Here is a 16758-nt window from a genome sequence, read left to right on the forward strand (position 1 = left end):
AAAACGACCGCTTCAACGGTTGTTTAGACGAGATCAACGTAGAGTTTGTTGAACGAGAAGCGACACCGCGATTGCTGATGAATCTCAGTATTCAGCTGCATCTCGGTGGACCATCTCTTTCGAATACTGTATCTATTATGGGGGTATTCGGTGTCAAACGTGCTCGATCTACCATTCACAATTGGGTTCACAAGGCCGATCTACAGCCCGAATCTGGTCGGTGTCCGGATCACGTTGCGGTTGACGAGACTGTGATCCGACTGAACGACGAGCAGTATTGGCTGTACGCCGCCGTCGATCCAGAAACGAACGAATTACTCCATACAAAGTGTGAACTGACAACAACGACGGTTCTCGCTCATTCGTTTCTGACGGAACTCTCCGAGAAACACGACGTCTCCCACGCCGTGTTTCTCGTCGATGGATCGCACTCGTTGCAAGATGCATGCCAGCGTCACGGCTTCGATTTCAGATACGAGAAACATGGAAACCGGAATGCTGTTGAGCGTGTCTTTAGAGGGATAAAACGACGAACTATCTGTTTCTCAAACTGTTTCAGCAACGCCAACGCAGAAACCGCCGACGATTGGCTCAGATCGTTCAGCTTCGCGTGAAATCAGCTTATCTGAACACAACTGTCACAACTCATGCCAAAGTTAACGCGACCGTGTTCACTCGGCTATGTTGAATCGCCAACGGCGTCGGGTTTCACGGTACGCTTGATGCTACCTCGTTGATTCGTAAGAGGGCGTGGGGGTAGGGTCTATCCGTGTTCGGTTAACATTGCCAGTAATATTCCTAGGTCACTCAGATCTGCACGTTAGCGTCGCCGGCAAAACAAGGCAACCTCAGAGATCGATCGGTTCCTCACCCGCGGCGAGGCGCTCGTTGTACGCGTCGACGTCGATGTCGAGTCCGAGGCCGGGCCCCTCCGGGACAGTGATCCGACCGTCCTCGATGAGCGGTGCGCCCTCGTAGAGGTCGTCCCACCAGTCGACGTCGCGGGCGTGCCACTCGAGGACGAAGGCGTTCGGGACGCTCGCGCAGGCGTGGACGCTCGCGACCGTGCCGATCGGGCTGGAGACGTTGTGCGGGGTCACGGGGACGTCGACGGCGTCGGCGAGCGCGGCGACGCGGCGGAACTCCGCGAGGCCGCCGCACTTCTGGATGTCCGGGGCGGCGACGTCCATCGCCCCCTCGGTGAGGTAGGGGAGGAAGGTCTCGACGCGCGTGAGGTTCTCGCCGGCGAGGATCGGCGTGCTCGTCCCCTCGGTGACGCGGCGGTGCGCGTCCGCGTTCTCCGGGGGGACGGGGTCTTCGAGCCACGCGAGATCGTACGCCTCGAGTTCGCGCGCGATCCGGAGCGCCGTTTCGACCGTGAAGTTCCAGTGGAGGTCGAATGCGAGGGCGGGCTCGTCGCCGATGCGCTCGCGGACGGCCGCAACGACATCCACCTTGTGCTGGACGGCGGCGTTCGAGAGCCGCCGCGTCGCGGTGTCGGCGTCCCCGGCGGCGACGTCGAGATCGAACTTCAGCGCGTCGAAGCCCTCGTCGACGACGTCGGCGGCGGCGTCCGCGTACGCCTCGGGGTCGTAGGCCTCGAAGGCCTTCCCTGATCCCGCATCGAGGTGCTCGCCGGCGTGGCAGTCGCAGTAGATCCGCACTTCGTCGCGGAACTTCCCGCCGAGCAGCTGGTAGACGGGGAGCCCGGTGAGCTTCCCGACGACGTCCCAGAGCGCGGTCTCGATACCGGAGACGGCGGCCTGCGAGTATCCGACGCCGCCGCCGAGACCCGAGAGGAGCTGGGTCATGTGCTCTTCGAGGCGCTCGACGTCGTAGGGGTTCTCGCCGACGAGTCCGGGCCGGAGGTACTCGACGTGCTCGCTGATCGGGCCGTTGAACGCCTCGCCGACGCCCGTGACGCCCGCGTCCGTCTCGACCGTGATGACGTTCCACGGGAAGTTGCCGCCGACGACGTGGCAGGTGACGTCGGTGATCTTCGCACTCCGCGAGGGATCGCGCTCCATGTCGCCGTCCGAGAGGTCGCGCCACTCGATGCCGCCCTTCATCTCCGCGACCAACTGGTGGTACTTCGAGTCCGTCACGGAGTGTTCGACGGTACCACCCACCAAGTAGCTGCCCCTTCCCGTCGGAAAGACTATGATCGTGTCGTCAGTTGGCACACGCACGATGTCACGACGAATACTGGTCCTGAAACGCGGAACGCACGGGATGCCGATGACGGAGTACGCGGCCGAGATCCGGGGGCGACGCCCCGACGACGAGGTGGTGCGCGCCCGGACGCGCAGCGAGGAACTGGAGCGCGTCGCCGACGCGGACGTGGTGACCGGGCGCGCGATCGACGAGGAGCTTCTCGAACGCGCCGACGACCTGACGCTGTTCGCGGGGCTGGCCGCGGGCTACGAGCACCTGCCGCTCGACGACCTCGAATCACGGGGTGTCGCGGTCACGAACGGCTCGGGCATCCACGCGCCGAACATGGCCGAGCAGGTCCTCGGCTACCTCCTCGTCTCCGCTCGCCGCCTCGACGAGGGATGGCGTCGCGAGCAGGCGCGCCAGTGGGACCACTACCGCGCGGGCGAACTGAAGGACTCGACGGTGACGGTCGTCGGTCTCGGCGCGATCGGGACGTCGATCGTCGAGCGCCTCGAACCCTTCGGCGTGGAGACGATCGGCGTCCGTTACACGCCCGCGAAGGGGGGGCCGACCGACGAGGTGGTGGGCTTCGAGGGCCCGGCGTTCGACGGCGCGCTCGCCCGGACGGACTACCTCGTGCTCGCCTGCCCGCTGACGGAGACGACTGAGGGGCTGATCGACGAGGCGGCCTTCGACACCCTGCCGCCGTCGGCGATGCTCGTGAACGTCGCGCGCGGCCCCGTCGTCGACACGGACGCGCTCGTCGACGCGCTCCGCGGGAGCGAACTCGCGGGCGCGGCCCTCGACGTGACGGACCCGGAGCCGCTCCCGGCGGACCACCCGCTCTGGGGATTCGAGGACGTCCGCATCACGCCCCACATGGCCGGCTCGACGCCGCACTACTACGAGCGCTGCGCGGACATCCTCGCGCGCAACCTCGACCGGCTCGACGAGGCCGGCGACGACGCCGATCTGGAGAACCGGGTGCGGTAGTGTCGGGACGCGACGAATGATCGATTCGCACACGCACGCGTGGGGATATCCGAGTCCCGACCGCCCGTGGACGACCGGGGCGCTGATCGACCGCATCGACGCCTTCGACGTGCACACGGCGTACACGTCGCGGCGCCTCCTCGCGGACATGGACGCAGCGGGCGTCGACGAGGCGGTCGTCGTCGGGTACCCGATCACCGACTGGACGGCCAACGATTACACGGTCGCGTGCGCGGCCGAGCACGACCGACTGCACGGCGTCGTGATGCTCGATCCGTTCGCGGACGACGCGGCGGAGACGCTTCGCGAGGCGATGGCGGCCGATGGCGTCCTCGGCTTCCGACTCGGCGCCGCGTGCCCGCGCGACGCCATGTGGGAGCGCTTCGACCCGTCCGTCACGTGGCTTCGCGACGCCATCGAGGAGACCGCGTTCTGGGACGCGGCGCGTGAGACCGACGCGTACGTGCAGATACTCGCCCACGAGGACCAACTCGATCAGGCGCTCGACCTCGTGGAGACCTATCCCGACCTCCGGTACGCCTTCGATCACTTCGCGCACGCGCCTCCGGACGTCCCGCCCGCAGAGGGACCGTTCGCGGCGTTCGCCGACCTCGCCGCGTACGACACCGTCGCGGTGAAGGTCTCCGAGGTCGTCCACCGCTCCGACGCCGGCTACCCGTACACCGACATGCACGAGCACGTCCGCTGGCTGCTCGACGCGTTCGGCCGCGAACGCGTCATCTGGGGGTCCGACTATCCGAACGTGAGCGACGAGGCGACGTACGAGAATGCCGTCTCGTGGTTGGCACACGTCGAGACGCTCTCGCGCGCGGATCGCGAGTGGCTGACCGAGCGCGCGTTCCGACGGCACGTCGATCCCTGATCGCGGTGCCGACGGCCGAGCGGGCCGAGCGGTGACGGGTGCCCGTCGTTCGCCGCGAGGTGCCGACGGCGTCGTTCAGCGCGGCGCGAGGAGCTGGACGGGATGCGTGACGTCGCGCGGCAGGAGATCACCCAGCTGCTCGACGCAGGAAGTGCCGCTGGCGGCGAGGAGCGCGTCGTCATCCGTGAACTGCTCGCGGAGGTCCTCGCCGACGTCCATCGAGAGCTCGTAATACTCCTGTTTGTAGCCGAAGCTCCCCGCCATCCCGCAGCATTCGACGTCGCTCGTCGTCACGTCGAATCCCGCCGCGTCGAGCACCGACACCGTGTACCCCTCGAGGCCCTGCGTGCGCTGCTGGCAGTGGCTGTGATAGTCGACCGCGACACCGGTCCCGTCGCGGAGTGCGGCGGCGTCGCCGCCGTTCTCGAGGAGCCCGTAGACGTATTCGGCGATCTCGTAGCTGTGCTCGGCGAGGGACTCGTGCTCGTCGCCGGGGAGGAGTTTCTCGTACTCGCGCTCGAACATCGCGATGTCGGAGGGTTCGACGACGACGACGTCGTAGCCGTCGTCGACGTACGGCCCGAGGCGATCGCTGACCCCGCGCGCTTTCGCTTCGGCGGTCGCGACCATCCCCTGCGAGAACGGGGCGCGCCCGCTGCTCGGCGCCGACGGGATCCGGACGTGGACGTCGAGGGCTTCGAGCACGCGGACGGCCGCCTTCCCGCGCTCGGTGAGGACGTGGTTCGTGTAGACGTCGGGGTAGAGGACGGCCTCGCGCTCCGCGCCCGTTTGCGGGACGCGCGAGCCCCCGCGCGCGTCGAACCACTCGACGAGGGTCTCGCGTTCGAAGGCGGGGAGTTCGCGCCGGCTGTCGATGCCCGCGACGCGTTCGAGGAGGGCGCGCGCCGGGCGACTCGACGCCACCCAGTTCGAGAGCGGAGCGGTCTTACTGCCGAGTTCGGCGAGCGTCTCGAAGTTGCCGAAGAGGCGCTTTTGGAGGTCGACGCCGGCCGACTCCTCGTCGGGAGTGAGACCCTCGACGAGGTGGTCGAACGCGTCGGGATCGTGCCCGCGGTTCAGCCGGTCGCGGACGACCGTGTTGATCCACGGGATGTCGATCTTCACGGGACAGGCGTTCACGCACCGACTGCAGCCCGTACAGAGGTCGTTGAAGTCGTCGGCGGCCTCCTCGCCGCCGATACCGGCCTCCCAGCCGGTCGCGATGCCGCCCGTGTAGGTCTCGCCGCCGAAGGCGTGCCCGCCGACGTGCTGGAAGTTCGCGCACGAGTTCGCGCACGCGCCACACCGGATGCAGTAGAGGGTCTCCTTCAGGTGCTCGTCCTCGCGCATGTCGAAGCGGCCGTTGTCGACGAGGACGAGGTGGAAGTCGCGCTCGCCGTCGCCCGAACCGAGCGGCTCGTCCGGGGCATCGAAGTCGATGGTGGGCGAGTCCACTGGCGGCGTCAGCATCGTGACGTACTGCGAGATGTCCTGTCCCGTCGCGGTCTTCGAGATGAGCTCGACGAACGGCTGGAGGTCGTCCGCGCTCGGGATGATCTTCTCGACGCCCGCGACGGCGACGTGCGTGTCCGGCGTCACCGCCGACTTCCGGGCGTTGCCCTCGTTCGTGACGAGCGTGATCGTCCCGGAGTCCGCGACGACGAAGTTCGCACCGGTCATCCCGACGTCCGCGTCGCGGATCCGCTCCCCGAGGTAGTCGCGTGCGAACTCCGTCAGCTCCTCCGCCGTCTCGAAGGGGTCCTCGGGCTCGAAGACGTGGTTGAACAGCTCCGCGACGTCCTCGCGGGTCTTGTGGAGCGACGGCCCGACGAGGTGCGAGGGCGCCTCGTCGGCGACTTGGAGGACGAACTCGCCGAGGTCCGTCTCCCAGACGTCCACGCCCTCGGCTTCGAGGGCCTCGTTCACGTCGATCTCCTCGGAGGTCATCGACTTCGACTTCACGAGCGTCTCGGCCTCCTCTTCGGCGGCGACCTCCGTGACGTATCGATTGGCGTCCGCGGCGTCGTCCGCGAGGTAGAGGTGGCCGCCGTTTGCCTCGACGCTCTCGCGGAGTTCCTCGATCAGCTCGGGGAGGCGCTCGATGGCGTCCTCCTTGATCGCGCGGGCTTCGTCGCGCAGGGCCTCGAAATCGTCGAAGCGCTCCGTCACCTCGTAGCGGTCCTCGTTGAAGACCGTCGTATTCTCGTGGACGGCGTCGCCCTCCGTCTCGAGGAGGTGGCGGATCTTTTCCGCCTTGCGCCGACGCTCGCGACCCGCGCTCATGGCTCTTCCTCCACGACGATCACGTGGACGTGTTTCGGGCCGTGGACGCCCTCGACGAGCGCGCCCATGTCGCCGGTCGAGCTGACGCCCGTGGCGAAGACGGAGGACTCCCCCGCGGCGAAGCGCGCGCCGAGGTGGTCGGTCGCGGCTTCCACGTCGGGGAGCACGTCCCGCTCGCGGACGACGGCGACGTGCGTCGGCGGGTAGAGGCTCACGGGTTCGCACCCGGTCGCGTCCGCGTCCACGACGAGCGTGCCGTACTCCGCGATGGCCTTCCCGGCCGGCGTCACGCCCGTCTCGGCCTCGCGGAGCAGGCGCGGCGTCGGCGGCGTCTCCACCGGCGTACCGTCGAGCGACACGCCGTCGATCCCGAGGGGGACCCCGACCGCCGGCGGATCGAGCACGGCGTCGAGGGCGTCCGGGAAGCCCGCGGGGTCCGTCCGCGTACAGCCCACGTCGAGGGCGTCGAGCGACGATTCGAACCGTCTGACGGTGTCCGTCGACATGGTAGGGGGTTCACGGCGCTTCCTGTTAACTGTTGGCAACGGAATCCCGGGTCCGCGCGATCGCGGGCGCGGGAGGCCGGAAACGAAAACGGGGGAGAACGATCCGTGCGATTATTTCACGATGTCGATCTTCTCGCGGTCCATCGACATCGCGACCGCGAGGACGACGACGACGCCGAGGACGATCTGCTGGACGAACGACCCGATCCCGATGAGGTTCATGCCGTTCTCCAGCACGCCGATGACGAGGACGCCGATCAGCGTCCGGTGCGGACCGCCGACCCCGCCCGTCAGCGCGGTGCCGCCCATGACGACGCCCGCGATACTCTGCAGGAGAAGTCCGGAACCCATTCCGGCAGCACCGGAGGAGATGCGGGCCGTCAGCAGCGCGCCCGCGATCCCGCAGAGCAGTCCGGAGAGCACGAAGACGCCGATCTTGTACCGATCGACCTGCACGCCGGATAGCTCCGTCACCTTCTCGCTCTCGCCGAGCGCGTAGCAGTAGCGCCCGAACGGCGTGTAGAACGCGACGAAGACGGTGATGACGTAGAACACCAGCCCCCAAATGACGAGGTTCGGCACACTCGGAACGACGTTCCCGATGGCGAACTGCTGGACGAGCGGGTTCCGGAACGGCTGGGAACTCCCGTTCGTGAGCAACAACGCGATCCCCATCAGCACCGACTGCGTGCCGAGGGTCACGAGGAACGACGGGATCTTGCCCTTCGCGAAGACGACGCCGTTCACGAGGCCGGCGAGGAGACCGACGAGCGGTCCGACGAGGATGCCGACGACGCCGAAGTGGTTGACCGCCATCGCCGTGAGCACGCCGGAGAGACCGAGGTTCGCCGCGACGGACAGGTCGATGCTCTGCTCGAGGATGGGGAACGTCCCCGCGAGCGCCACCAACAGGAGGATGGTGGAGTTCATCATGATGCTGTCCACGACGTTCCCGAACGTCAGGAACGACGGGGAGAGCGCGCTGAACAGCACGACGAGGATGACGAGCATCGCCAGCGGGCCGGCGTCGCGCGCCCAGTCCTGCATCGTCCGGTCCTCGAAGAGACCGCTCAGTCGGGAGTCGGACTGTGCCCCGCTCATGACTGGAGCATCTCCTCGATGAGGGTTTCTTCGTCCGGTTTGTCGCCCGCGGGCGCGGGGACGACCGTCGTCAGTTCACCGTGTCGCATAACGCCGATTCGATTTGACATGCCAATGACTTCGGGGAGTTCGTCCCCGACGAGTACGATAGAGACGCCATCGTCGGCCAACTGCCGGATGACGCGGTACACTTCCTCTTTCGCGCCGACGTCGATGCCGCGGGTCACGTTGTCCACGACGAGGACGTCGACGTCGCGCTGGAGCCACTTCGCGATCACCGCCTTCTGTTGGTTCCCACCGCTGAGCGTGTGGACGAGCGCTTCCGTTCCGGGCGTCTTGATCGCGAGGTCCTCGATGGACTCCTCGGCCAGCACCTGCTCGCGGTTGAAGTCGAGCGTGGGGAGCAGGCTCCCGAGGACGGGGAGGCGCCGCTGGAGCTTCGGCGTGTTGATCGAGGGGAGCGAGACGTTCTCGCGCAGCGACTGATAGAGGAGAACGCCCTCGCTCTTTCGCTCCTTCGGGACGTAGCCGACGCCCGCCTCGACGAACCGCGGGACGGAGCCGGATTCGACCATCTCGCCGCGGACGGCGATCGTGCCCTCGGCGTCCGCGGCGCCGGCGAGCGCCCGTCCGAGCGCCTGCTTGCCGCTTCCCTCGACGCCGACGACGCCGAAGATTTCCCCCTCGCGGACGTCGAAGGAGACGTCGTTCACGAGGTCGTCAACGCCGAGTCCGTCCACGTCGAGGACCGTCGGCGCGTCAGGTGCGATCTCGCGCTGCTCGTTCGTCCGGTAGTACTCCTCGGACGTGCTGCGTCCGACCATCTTCTCCTGCAGGACCTCCTCGGTGGCCTTTTCGGCGGGAAGTTCGTCGACGACCCTTCCGTCCTTCAGGACGTAGATGCGGTCGCTGATCTTCATGACCTCCTCGAGCTCGTGGGAGACGAAGACGAAGGACGCCTGATCGCGGAGGTCGTTGATGCGATCGAAGAGGACGTCGCGACCGGACTGTTCGAGCGCCGCGGTCGGCTCGTCGAGGAACAGGATCGGGTTCTCCGCCTCGCGAGCGCTGTTGAACGCCCGCGCGATCTCGAGCATCTGTCGCTCGTTGAACTCGTACGACCGCACGGGCGCGTCGAGGTCGAGATCGATCCCGAGCGCGGACAGCACGGCGTTCCCGCGCTCGCGGAGTTCGCTCCGGTTGAGCTTCGGCCCGCTCGTGTACTGACCGAAGCGCCCGAGGAAGAGGTTCTCGTAGCCCGTGAGATTGGGCACGATGCTCTGCTCCTGCTGGACGATCGAGATCCCGCGTTCGGCCGCCTCGGTCGGGCTATCGAACGTGACCTCCTCGCCGTCGAGGACGACCCGTCCCTCGGTGGCCGAGTGGACGCCGGAGAGGATGTTCAAGAGCGTGCTCTTGCCGGCGCCGTTCTCGCCGACGAGTCCGACGACTTCGCCCTCGCGGATGTCGAACGTGACGTCGTCGAGCGCGGTGACGTTCTTGAACCGCTTGGTGAGCCCCTCGACGTGCAGGAGGGGGTCACGCGATTCCGCGTCCGCCCTCGTTTCGGTGGAGTCGTGTGAGTGTGTTGTGCTCATGTGGTGGGGGGAGACGCCCTACTGGTACGGGTCGGTCTCGTGGTGCTTCGCGTAGCGCTGCTCGACGTCGTCGAAGGTCCCCGACTCGCTGTACGCGTCCGGGAGCGAGTAGCCGCTGGGTTTGTTCGACTCCGTCCAGTTGAGCTGATTGAACTCGTCCTTGCGGATCGGGACGAGCTTGTTCTGCGGGTCCCAACCGTCCGGGTTGAGCGTCCGGGACATCTTCTTCCAGTCGTAGGGCGACTTCCCGTCGGAGTAGGCGACGCTGAGGTAGTCGTCCGGCTTCGACCACGAGGCGTCGAACTCCGTCTTCAGCTTCCCCCGATACTTGCTCGGGTCGCTCGTGACGACGACGCCACCGCCCCACATCATGCGCTCGGGAACCGTGGGACGCCAGCCGTTGAGCCAGTCGAAGGCCTCGACGACCGCGTAGCCGCCCTGCCAGAAGGTCTTCGCGGAGAAGGAGGCGACCCAGTTCGGACCGTCGCCGTCCGCGCTCGTCGATTTGATGTTGTTGACGGCGTCCTTCGGGCCGTCGTAGCCGACCATCGGGACGCTCATGTCGTTGTTCTTCAGGATGGTGTACGCGCCGAGACCCATCGCGTCGTTCTGGCAGTAGACGCCGTCGATCTTGTCCCCGTACTTCGAGACGAACGAGGACATGACCTTCCGCCCGGACGGGCGCGACCAGTCGCCGGGCTGCATCCCGAGCTTGTTGATGTCCGGGTACTTCTTCATCGCGTTCTCGACGCCGATGTTCCGGTTGCGTCCGGTGACGCCGTGCGGCCCCGTGATGTGGACGAAGTTCCCCTCGCCGCCCATCTCCTCGAAGAGGATCTCGGCCGTCAGCTGCCCCGTCTTCGCGACGGCCGGAATCTGGTACTGGATGAAGTTCTCACCGGCATCCAGCGGGGTGTACCACTTCGCGATGTTCCAGAAGTCGACGAACCCGGCGTCGTTCTGCTTGCACTTGCGAACGACGGTCGGCACGCCGGACGCCTGATACGGCGTCCCACAGATGGCGTTGTACCCCTTCGTGAACGCCGTCGAGAGCTGGCTCACCATCTTCTGCTGTTGGCCCTGATTCTGCTTGTAGTCGGAGTCGGGCGCGCCGAGGGCGTTCGCGGCCTCTTGGACGCCGTTGGCGAACGCCTGCCACTGGTCGTTCTGGAGGGTCGTGACCATCCCGAACGGCTTCACGTCCGTCTGGCCGCTCCCCCCAGAGGACGAGGACTGCGAGCTGCTGCTGGAGGTGCTACTCTGTCCACCACCGTTTCCGCCACATCCCGCGAGGCCAGTCAGCGCCGCCGTTCCGACGATGCCGGAGGCCTTCAGGAAACTGCGCCTGTCATTTTCGGGCATAGACGTAACCGATTGTACCAAAAACTCCCTCATTAATAATCCTATCGTTGCTGAACGACCATTAATGACAACTGGATGTCCCGTTTGCGTCGTATCGTCGCCGCGGACCGACCCCGCGGACGCGAGGACCAACGAGCGGAGCGCACGGGACCACGGCGATTCGGCCGGTCGCGACAGTCCGAGCGAGAGGGCGGCCGACGAGTCCCGATTAGGTGTCGTCCGTGGTCGTGGACGTCCCTCGATCGGAGCCGATGATCGCACTCTCGCGGAGATCGGCCTCGATCTCCTCGATGGAGCGCCCCATCGTTTCCGGCACGCGGTAGTAGGTGAACAGGAACGTGATCAGCCCGAACACGCCGAGGATCCAGAAGGAGATCGACCGGCCGATCTGCTGCATCAGCGAGAGGAACGTCAGCGAGACCGCGAAGTTCGCCGCCCAGTTGAAGAACGAGGAGATCCCCTCAGCGGTCCCGCGGACGTGGAGCGGATAGATCTCCGAGATCAGGAGCCAGAAGACCGGCCCGAGTCCGATCGCGAAGAAAGCCACGTACAGGATCATGCTCCCGAGCGTCAGGTATCCGACGCTCCCGGAGAGCCCGGGGAGGTAGAACCCGAGACCGAGGACGGCGAGCATCACCGTCATTCCGGCGCTCCCGATGAGCAACAGCTTCCGGCGACCGATTCGATCGACGTACATCACCGCGACGGCCGTGAAGACCACGTTGACGACGCCGATCCCGATCGTCCCGAACAGCGACGCGATCGACCCGAGACCGATGCTCTGGAGGATCGTCGGCGCGTAGTAGAGCACCGTGTTGATGCCGGTGACCTGCTGGAGGACCGCGAGGGCGATGCCCACCGTGAGCGCGGGGCGGATCCACGGACTCAACAGCTCCGAGAGGTCGCCGTTCGACTCTTGCTGGCTTGCCTCGCGGATCGCGTCGATCTCCTGTTCGGTCTCCTCACGCGTGTGGATGCGCGAGAGTACCGCGCGGGCCTCGTCGAGATGGCCGTTTTCGACGAGCCACCGGGGGGTCTCGGGGAGGAAGAACATCCCGGTCCCGAGGATCGCCGCGGGGACCGCGCCGAAGCCGAGCATCCAACGCCACCCGATGACGCCGAGGAACGAGGGCGCGAAGGCGTAGTTCACGACGTACGCGACGAGGATGCCGGTCACGATCATGAACTGCTGGAGGAACCCGAGCGAGCCTCGGATGTCCGGCGGAGCCGTCTCCGAGATGTAGAGGGTGCCGAGGATCGACGCGACCCCGACGCCGACCCCCTCGACGATCCGCCACGCGATGAGCCACGAGACGCTCGGCGAGAGCGCCAGCCCGATCGACGCGACGAAGAACACGACCGCGGCCCCGAGCGCCAGCCGACGGCGACCCAGTCGGTCCGCCAGCCGACCGCCGGTGGAGCCACCCACCATCGCCCCGATCAGCACGCTCGCGGTGACGATCTCCTCGTGGAACGTCGAGAGGTGAAAGGACTGCTGGATGTACGGGAGCGCGCCCGAGATGACGCCGGTGTCGAACCCGAACAGCAGGCCGTTGAGCGCGGCGATGATCGCCATGACGTAGACGAACCGCTTGTGCTCGTGTTCGGCGTCCAGCAGTCTATCGAAGGCGTTCATCGTTCACTACGAGCGGGGACGGGGGCGGCACGCCCTATCCCCGACGAGAGACGATCACCAGCGACCCGATCACAACTCGGTATTCGGTAAATCTTCACATCACGGTTCAAGATATATGTATATAAATGCATTATGTTCTCGGGGAGAAGCGCGTCGAACGATCCGGAACCGGCGGCGTGGCGTCGCTATCGGGAGGGCAATCGGTCGCGCCCGGCATCGCTCGCGATCGGCCGGAACGACGCGGACGTCGATCGAGGACGCTCGGAGAGAACGATCCCCGTGCGGGCGAGAGGGATCGAGCGACCAACGCAAGAGCTAAGACCCGGAGTCGAGACATGATTGGCATGCGCTACCAGCAGATAGCGCGGGGTGCCGAGAGACACCTCGTCGCCGAGACGACGGATCAGCACTACGATCTCACCGCCGCGAAACCCGAACTGGAGTCGTTCCGGGATCTCGCGCGCGCCGCGTCGGTCACGGACGAGACGATCGATGAGATCGCGCGCGGCGCGCTCGACGACGCGTCCGAACTCGACGCCGAGACCGTCGCGGACGAGCGCCTCCTCCCCGTGGCCCCCGAGGAGGTGTGGGCCGCGGGCGTCACCTACGAGATCAGCGAGCAGGCGCGCCAAGAGGAGAGCGACACGCCCGACATGTACGTCGACGTCTACGACGCCGAGCGCCCCGAGGTGTTCTTCAAGGCGACGCCGTCGCGGACCGTCGGGCCGGACGAGGACGTCGGCGTCCGCGCGGACTCGCAGTGGAACGTCCCCGAACCCGAGCTCGGCATCGTCCTCTACCGGGGCGACATCGTCGGCTACACGGTCGGCAACGACGTCTCCAGTCGCGACATCGAGGGCGAGAATCCCCTCTACCTCCCGCAGGCGAAGGTGTACGACCGCTGCTGTTCGCTCGGGCCGTGCGTCGCCAGCACCGACGACATTCCCGACCCGCACGACCTCTCGATGTCCATGTCGATCACGCGCGACGGGGAGGAAGTGTACACGGGCGAGACGTCCACCATTCAGATGGTCCGCACCTGCGAGGAGCTCGCGGACTACTACACGCGCCACAACGCCGTCCCCGAACTCGCCGTGCTACTCACCGGCACCTCGATCGTCCCGAGCGACGACTTCGACCTCGCCGCCGGCGACGAGGTCGCCATCGACATCGAGGGGATCGGAACGCTCACGAACGGCGTCCGAACCGTCTGAACCGACGACTGGCGTCACACCGAGCGGACCGATCTCTCCCCGAGGCGACTCGGTCTCCGCGGGAGACGGCATTAGTGACGAATCACATCGACTCGCGCACACGCCCTCTTTCCGTTCGCCACTCCACGCGGGCGGCGACGCCGACGACCGCTGGCGCTCACGGCCTCCTCGAAAAAACGCCTCGATGAGTGCGGTGAGGGACGTCGGACTCGCATGGAGCGACCCGACGGACCCCGCGATCACTCGACCCGCGTCACTCGTAGAGTTCGGAGACGTCGAAGACGGGCTTGACCGTCTCGCCGTCGACGAACGCCTCGAAGGCCTCGTCGGCGTCGAGCAGCGAGAAGCGGTCGTCGATGAACGTCTGGGCGTCCACCGCGCCGGTCCGGATCACGCGGAGCGCGCGCTCGAAGTCCTCGTACATCGACGCGTACGAGCACTGGAGGTCGATTTCGGAGCGGACGAGCGGCGAGTACGGCATCGTCGTCTCGCCCGTCTGCCCGACGAGCACGATCTGACCGCCCTTTCGCACCTCGTCGACGGCGGTCGTCAGCCCGGACGGATGCCCGGTGGTGTCGAAGACGACGTCGTAGCCGACGCCGTCCGTGATCGCGTCGCGCGTCGCGTCCATGTCCTCTCCGACCGTGGTCGTCTCGAACCCGAGTTCGCGCGCGAGCGGGAGGCGGTATTCGGTGTCCGGCCCGACGCCGGAGACGACGACGTTCCCGCCCTGCGCGCGTGCGATCTGCGCGCTCAGCAGCCCGATCGGGCCGGGGCCCTCGACGAGCACGCGATCGCCGGCGCGACATCCGAGTTCTCGATGACGGCGCGCGCGGCGATGCTCGTCGGCTCGACGACGGCGGCGTGCTTCGACTTCACGTCGTCCGGAACCGGGTGGAGCGCGTCCTCGGGAACCGCGATGTAGCGCTCGTACGCGCCGTCGTGATCGACGCCGGTGATAACGGAGTTCTGACAGACGTTCGACTCCCCGATGCGACACTGGTAACACTCCCCGCAGCCGCGGATCGGCCGTTCGACGACGCGGTCGCCGGTGGCGAACTCGGTGACGCCGTCACCGGTCTCGACGACGGTGCCGCAGTACTCGTGGCCGATGACGTTCGGGAGTTCCATGCGCTCGAACGCCGACTCGAACTCGTAGATGCCGGCGTCGCTCCCGCAGAGACCGGCGTACTCGACTTCGACGAGCGCTTCGTCCTCCGCGGGCGTGGGACGGTCCCGCTCGATGAGTTCCATCGCGCCGGCCGTCCGATCGACTTTCGCTAATCCACGCATACGTATCGATCGTTCATCATCGACCATAGTTCTACGGGATCCGGACCGACAGCTGCGCGTTCCACAAGAGTTGTGTACCGCGTCGCCGCAGCACGCGTATGGTCGCGTACGAACACACGCCGGTCAGTGTCGCGGACAAACGCGCCGTCGTCGTGGGCGGAACGAGCGGTATCGGGCAGGCAATCGCGCTCGGCTTCGCGAGCGAGGGCGCCGACGTCATCGCGACGAGCCGCAGCGAGGAGACGGTCGCGGAGACGAGCGACGCGCTCGAAGCGCGGGGCGCGGAGACGGCACGGGTCACGTGCGACGTCACCGACCCGGCGTCGCTCGCGGAAGTCCGGGAGACCGCCGTCGAGACCCTCGGCGGGATCGACATCGTCGTCGCCTCGCAGGGCGCCATCTCGCGCGAGACGGTGCTCGGCGTCGACGACGACGACTGGGACTTCGTGACGGACGTCGCGCTCGACGGCGTCCGCCGCGTCACGCAGACGTTCGCGCCCGCGCTCGACGATGGAGGGAGCGTCGTCAACATCTCGTCGCTGGCCGCGCGGCTCTCGATGGCGAACCTCCCGGCGTACGCGGCGGCGAAGGGTGGCGTGGAGGCGTTCACCCGCGCGGCCGCGAAGGAACTCGGTCCCGACGTCCGCGTCAACGCCATCGCGCCCGGGTTCGTCATCACGCCGCAGAACGCGGACACGTACGCCGAGGGCACCGAGAAGCGCGAACGCATCGACGAGCGCGCGATACTCGGTCGCGTCGCCGAGCGCGACGAAATCGTCGGCGCCGCGGTGTACCTCGCGAGCGACGCGTCGTCGTACGTCACCGGCGAGGTCATCACGGTCGACGGCGGATTCGCGGACAGCGCGTTCTGAAGGGATTCGCGTCGCGCCCGCCGACTGACGGGACGTCGCTGAGGTCGGCGCGGCCCGCCCGCTTTCGACGGGCGCGGACGCGTTCGCGCGATCGACGTGGTCGCGATGCGAGACGACGCACGCGACCGGGTGCATCACGAGAGAAGAACGGTGGGGGACGAGCGATTCCGCGTCGCCCCGTGTCGCTTCAGTAGTTCTCGTAGACGGTCTTGGTGATGGAGTAGAAGTCGAGACCGGCGTCGCCCTGCTCGCGCCACGTCTCGCTGGAGGAGTCCTTGAACCCGCCGAAGGGGACGTGGAGTTCGAGACCGGTCGTCGCCTCGTTGATCTTCACGACGCCCGCCTCGGCGTCATCGACGAAGGACTTCGCCTCGGTGTGGTCGTCCGTGACGACGCTGGACGCGAGACCGTACTCGACGTCGTTCGCGACCGCGACGCCCTCCTCGTAGCTCGAAACCGGGATGACGGCGAGGACCGGCCCGAAGACCTCCTCTTGGGCGATCCGCATGTCCGGTTCGACGTCCGTGAAGACGGTCGGCTCGACGAAGTGGCCGTCTTCGAGACCGTCGGGGACGCCGCCGCCCGTCGCGAGCGTCGCGCCCTCGTCCGCGGCGATCTCGATGTACTCGAGCGACGCGTCGCGCTCGTCGGCGCTGACCTGCGGTCCCATGTCGAAGCCGTCGAGGCTCGGGCCGACCTCGATGGATTCGGCCTCGGCGACGACGGCGTCGACGAAGTCGTCGTAGACGTCCTCGTGGACGATCGCGCGCGACGTCGCCGTGCAGGCCTGCCCGGTGACGCCGAACGCGCCCCCGGCGACGATGGACGCCGCCTCCTCGACGTCCGCGGAGTCCGTGACG

13 protein-coding genes and 1 pseudogene are annotated in these 16758 nt (G+C 67.0%); 5 read left to right on the forward strand and 9 right to left on the reverse strand.

The window, feature by feature from the left end:
* Positions 1-614, forward strand: a 614-nt coding sequence (locus AOZ13_RS10220; protein ID WP_148294584.1) for an IS6 family transposase, incomplete at its 5' end; no start/stop codon positions are given.
* Positions 615-848: 234 nt separating this feature from the next.
* Here the strand turns inward: AOZ13_RS10220 and AOZ13_RS10225 are convergent.
* Entirely contained in the window at positions 849-2069 is a 1221-nt protein-coding gene (locus AOZ13_RS10225) for a mandelate racemase/muconate lactonizing enzyme family protein (protein WP_081641498.1), read from the reverse strand.
* 121 nt (positions 2070-2190) lie between these two features.
* On the opposite strand from AOZ13_RS10225, the gene AOZ13_RS10230 reads away from it, so the two are divergent.
* Positions 2191-3150, forward strand: coding sequence for a D-2-hydroxyacid dehydrogenase (locus AOZ13_RS10230; protein ID WP_021780509.1), 960 nt, complete (start codon positions 2191-2193; stop codon positions 3148-3150).
* Between the two features lie 16 nt (positions 3151-3166).
* Positions 3167-4033 carry an amidohydrolase family protein gene (locus tag AOZ13_RS10235; RefSeq protein WP_020220856.1) on the forward strand — a complete coding sequence of 289 codons (867 nt, stop codon included), beginning with the start codon at positions 3167-3169 and terminating at the stop codon, positions 4031-4033.
* Positions 4034-4108: 75 nt separating this feature from the next.
* Here the strand turns inward: AOZ13_RS10235 and AOZ13_RS10240 are convergent, their stop codons facing one another.
* The 6 genes from AOZ13_RS10240 to AOZ13_RS10265 all read right to left on the reverse strand — a co-directional run bounded on the left by AOZ13_RS10240 (position 4109) and on the right by AOZ13_RS10265 (position 12519).
* Positions 4109-6316, reverse strand: coding sequence for an LUD domain-containing protein (locus AOZ13_RS10240; RefSeq protein WP_020220855.1), 2208 nt, complete (start codon positions 6314-6316; stop codon positions 4109-4111).
* Positions 6313-6822 carry an LUD domain-containing protein gene (locus AOZ13_RS10245; protein ID WP_021780510.1) on the reverse strand — a complete coding sequence of 170 codons (510 nt, stop codon included), beginning with the start codon at positions 6820-6822 and terminating at the stop codon, positions 6313-6315. The genes AOZ13_RS10240 and AOZ13_RS10245 overlap by 4 nt, the downstream gene beginning before the upstream one ends.
* Positions 6823-6933: 111 nt before the next feature.
* The gene (locus tag AOZ13_RS10250) at positions 6934-7833 is read right to left on the reverse strand and encodes an ABC transporter permease (protein WP_044957158.1); all 900 of its coding nucleotides are present in this window, start codon (positions 7831-7833) and stop codon (positions 6934-6936) included.
* A gap of 86 nt (positions 7834-7919) precedes the next feature.
* Positions 7920-9521, reverse strand: a complete 1602-nt coding sequence (locus tag AOZ13_RS10255; protein WP_020220853.1) for a sugar ABC transporter ATP-binding protein — start codon at positions 9519-9521, stop codon at positions 7920-7922.
* A gap of 18 nt (positions 9522-9539) precedes the next feature.
* Entirely contained in the window at positions 9540-10883 is a 1344-nt protein-coding gene (locus AOZ13_RS10260) for a sugar ABC transporter substrate-binding protein (protein WP_159101010.1), read from the reverse strand.
* Positions 10884-11091: 208 nt separating this feature from the next.
* Entirely contained in the window at positions 11092-12519 is a 1428-nt protein-coding gene (locus tag AOZ13_RS10265; RefSeq protein ID WP_020220851.1) for a sugar porter family MFS transporter, read from the reverse strand.
* Between the two features lie 344 nt (positions 12520-12863).
* Here AOZ13_RS10265 and AOZ13_RS10270 point away from each other — a divergent pair, with 344 nt between their 5' ends.
* Entirely contained in the window at positions 12864-13733 is an 870-nt protein-coding gene (locus AOZ13_RS10270; RefSeq protein WP_020220850.1) for a fumarylacetoacetate hydrolase family protein, read from the forward strand.
* A 253-nt stretch (positions 13734-13986) separates the two neighbouring features.
* On the opposite strand, the pseudogene AOZ13_RS15750 reads toward AOZ13_RS10270, so the two are convergent.
* A pseudogene (locus AOZ13_RS15750) lies at positions 13987-15026 on the reverse strand (zinc-dependent alcohol dehydrogenase).
* A 98-nt stretch (positions 15027-15124) separates the two neighbouring features.
* Here AOZ13_RS15750 and AOZ13_RS10280 point away from each other — a divergent pair.
* Positions 15125-15898, forward strand: coding sequence for an SDR family NAD(P)-dependent oxidoreductase (locus AOZ13_RS10280; RefSeq protein ID WP_020220849.1), 774 nt, complete (start codon positions 15125-15127; stop codon positions 15896-15898).
* A 187-nt stretch (positions 15899-16085) separates the two neighbouring features.
* Here AOZ13_RS10280 and AOZ13_RS10285 read toward each other — a convergent pair.
* Positions 16086-16758 (reverse strand): aldehyde dehydrogenase family protein (locus AOZ13_RS10285; RefSeq protein ID WP_148294585.1); only part of this gene is annotated, 673 nt, incomplete at its 5' end.

This window comes from Halarchaeum acidiphilum MH1-52-1, from assembly GCF_000474235.1.
GTDB classification, from domain to species: Archaea; Halobacteriota; Halobacteria; order Halobacteriales; family Halobacteriaceae; genus Halarchaeum; species Halarchaeum acidiphilum.

What these genes read in the sequence shown, in the direction of transcription:
- AOZ13_RS10255 (WP_020220853.1), bottom strand. Translation starts at nt 9,521, where the DNA reads ATGAGCACAACACACTCACACGACTCCACCGAAACGAGGGCGGACGCG.
- AOZ13_RS10270 (WP_020220850.1), top strand. Translation starts at nt 12,864, where the DNA reads ATGCGCTACCAGCAGATAGCGCGGGGTGCCGAGAGACACCTCGTCGCC.
- AOZ13_RS10260 (WP_159101010.1), bottom strand. Translation starts at nt 10,883, where the DNA reads ATGCCCGAAAATGACAGGCGCAGTTTCCTGAAGGCCTCCGGCATCGTC.
- AOZ13_RS10265 (WP_020220851.1), bottom strand. Translation starts at nt 12,519, where the DNA reads ATGAACGCCTTCGATAGACTGCTGGACGCCGAACACGAGCACAAGCGG.
- AOZ13_RS10245 (WP_021780510.1), bottom strand. Translation starts at nt 6,822, where the DNA reads ATGTCGACGGACACCGTCAGACGGTTCGAATCGTCGCTCGACGCCCTC.
- AOZ13_RS10240 (WP_020220855.1), bottom strand. Translation starts at nt 6,316, where the DNA reads ATGAGCGCGGGTCGCGAGCGTCGGCGCAAGGCGGAAAAGATCCGCCAC.
- AOZ13_RS10250 (WP_044957158.1), bottom strand. Translation starts at nt 7,833, where the DNA reads ATGCTCGTCATCCTCGTCGTGCTGTTCAGCGCGCTCTCCCCGTCGTTC.
- AOZ13_RS10280 (WP_020220849.1), top strand. Translation starts at nt 15,125, where the DNA reads ATGGTCGCGTACGAACACACGCCGGTCAGTGTCGCGGACAAACGCGCC.
- AOZ13_RS10225 (WP_081641498.1), bottom strand. Translation starts at nt 2,069, where the DNA reads ATGAAGGGCGGCATCGAGTGGCGCGACCTCTCGGACGGCGACATGGAG.
- AOZ13_RS10230 (WP_021780509.1), top strand. Translation starts at nt 2,191, where the DNA reads ATGTCACGACGAATACTGGTCCTGAAACGCGGAACGCACGGGATGCCG.
- AOZ13_RS10235 (WP_020220856.1), top strand. Translation starts at nt 3,167, where the DNA reads ATGATCGATTCGCACACGCACGCGTGGGGATATCCGAGTCCCGACCGC.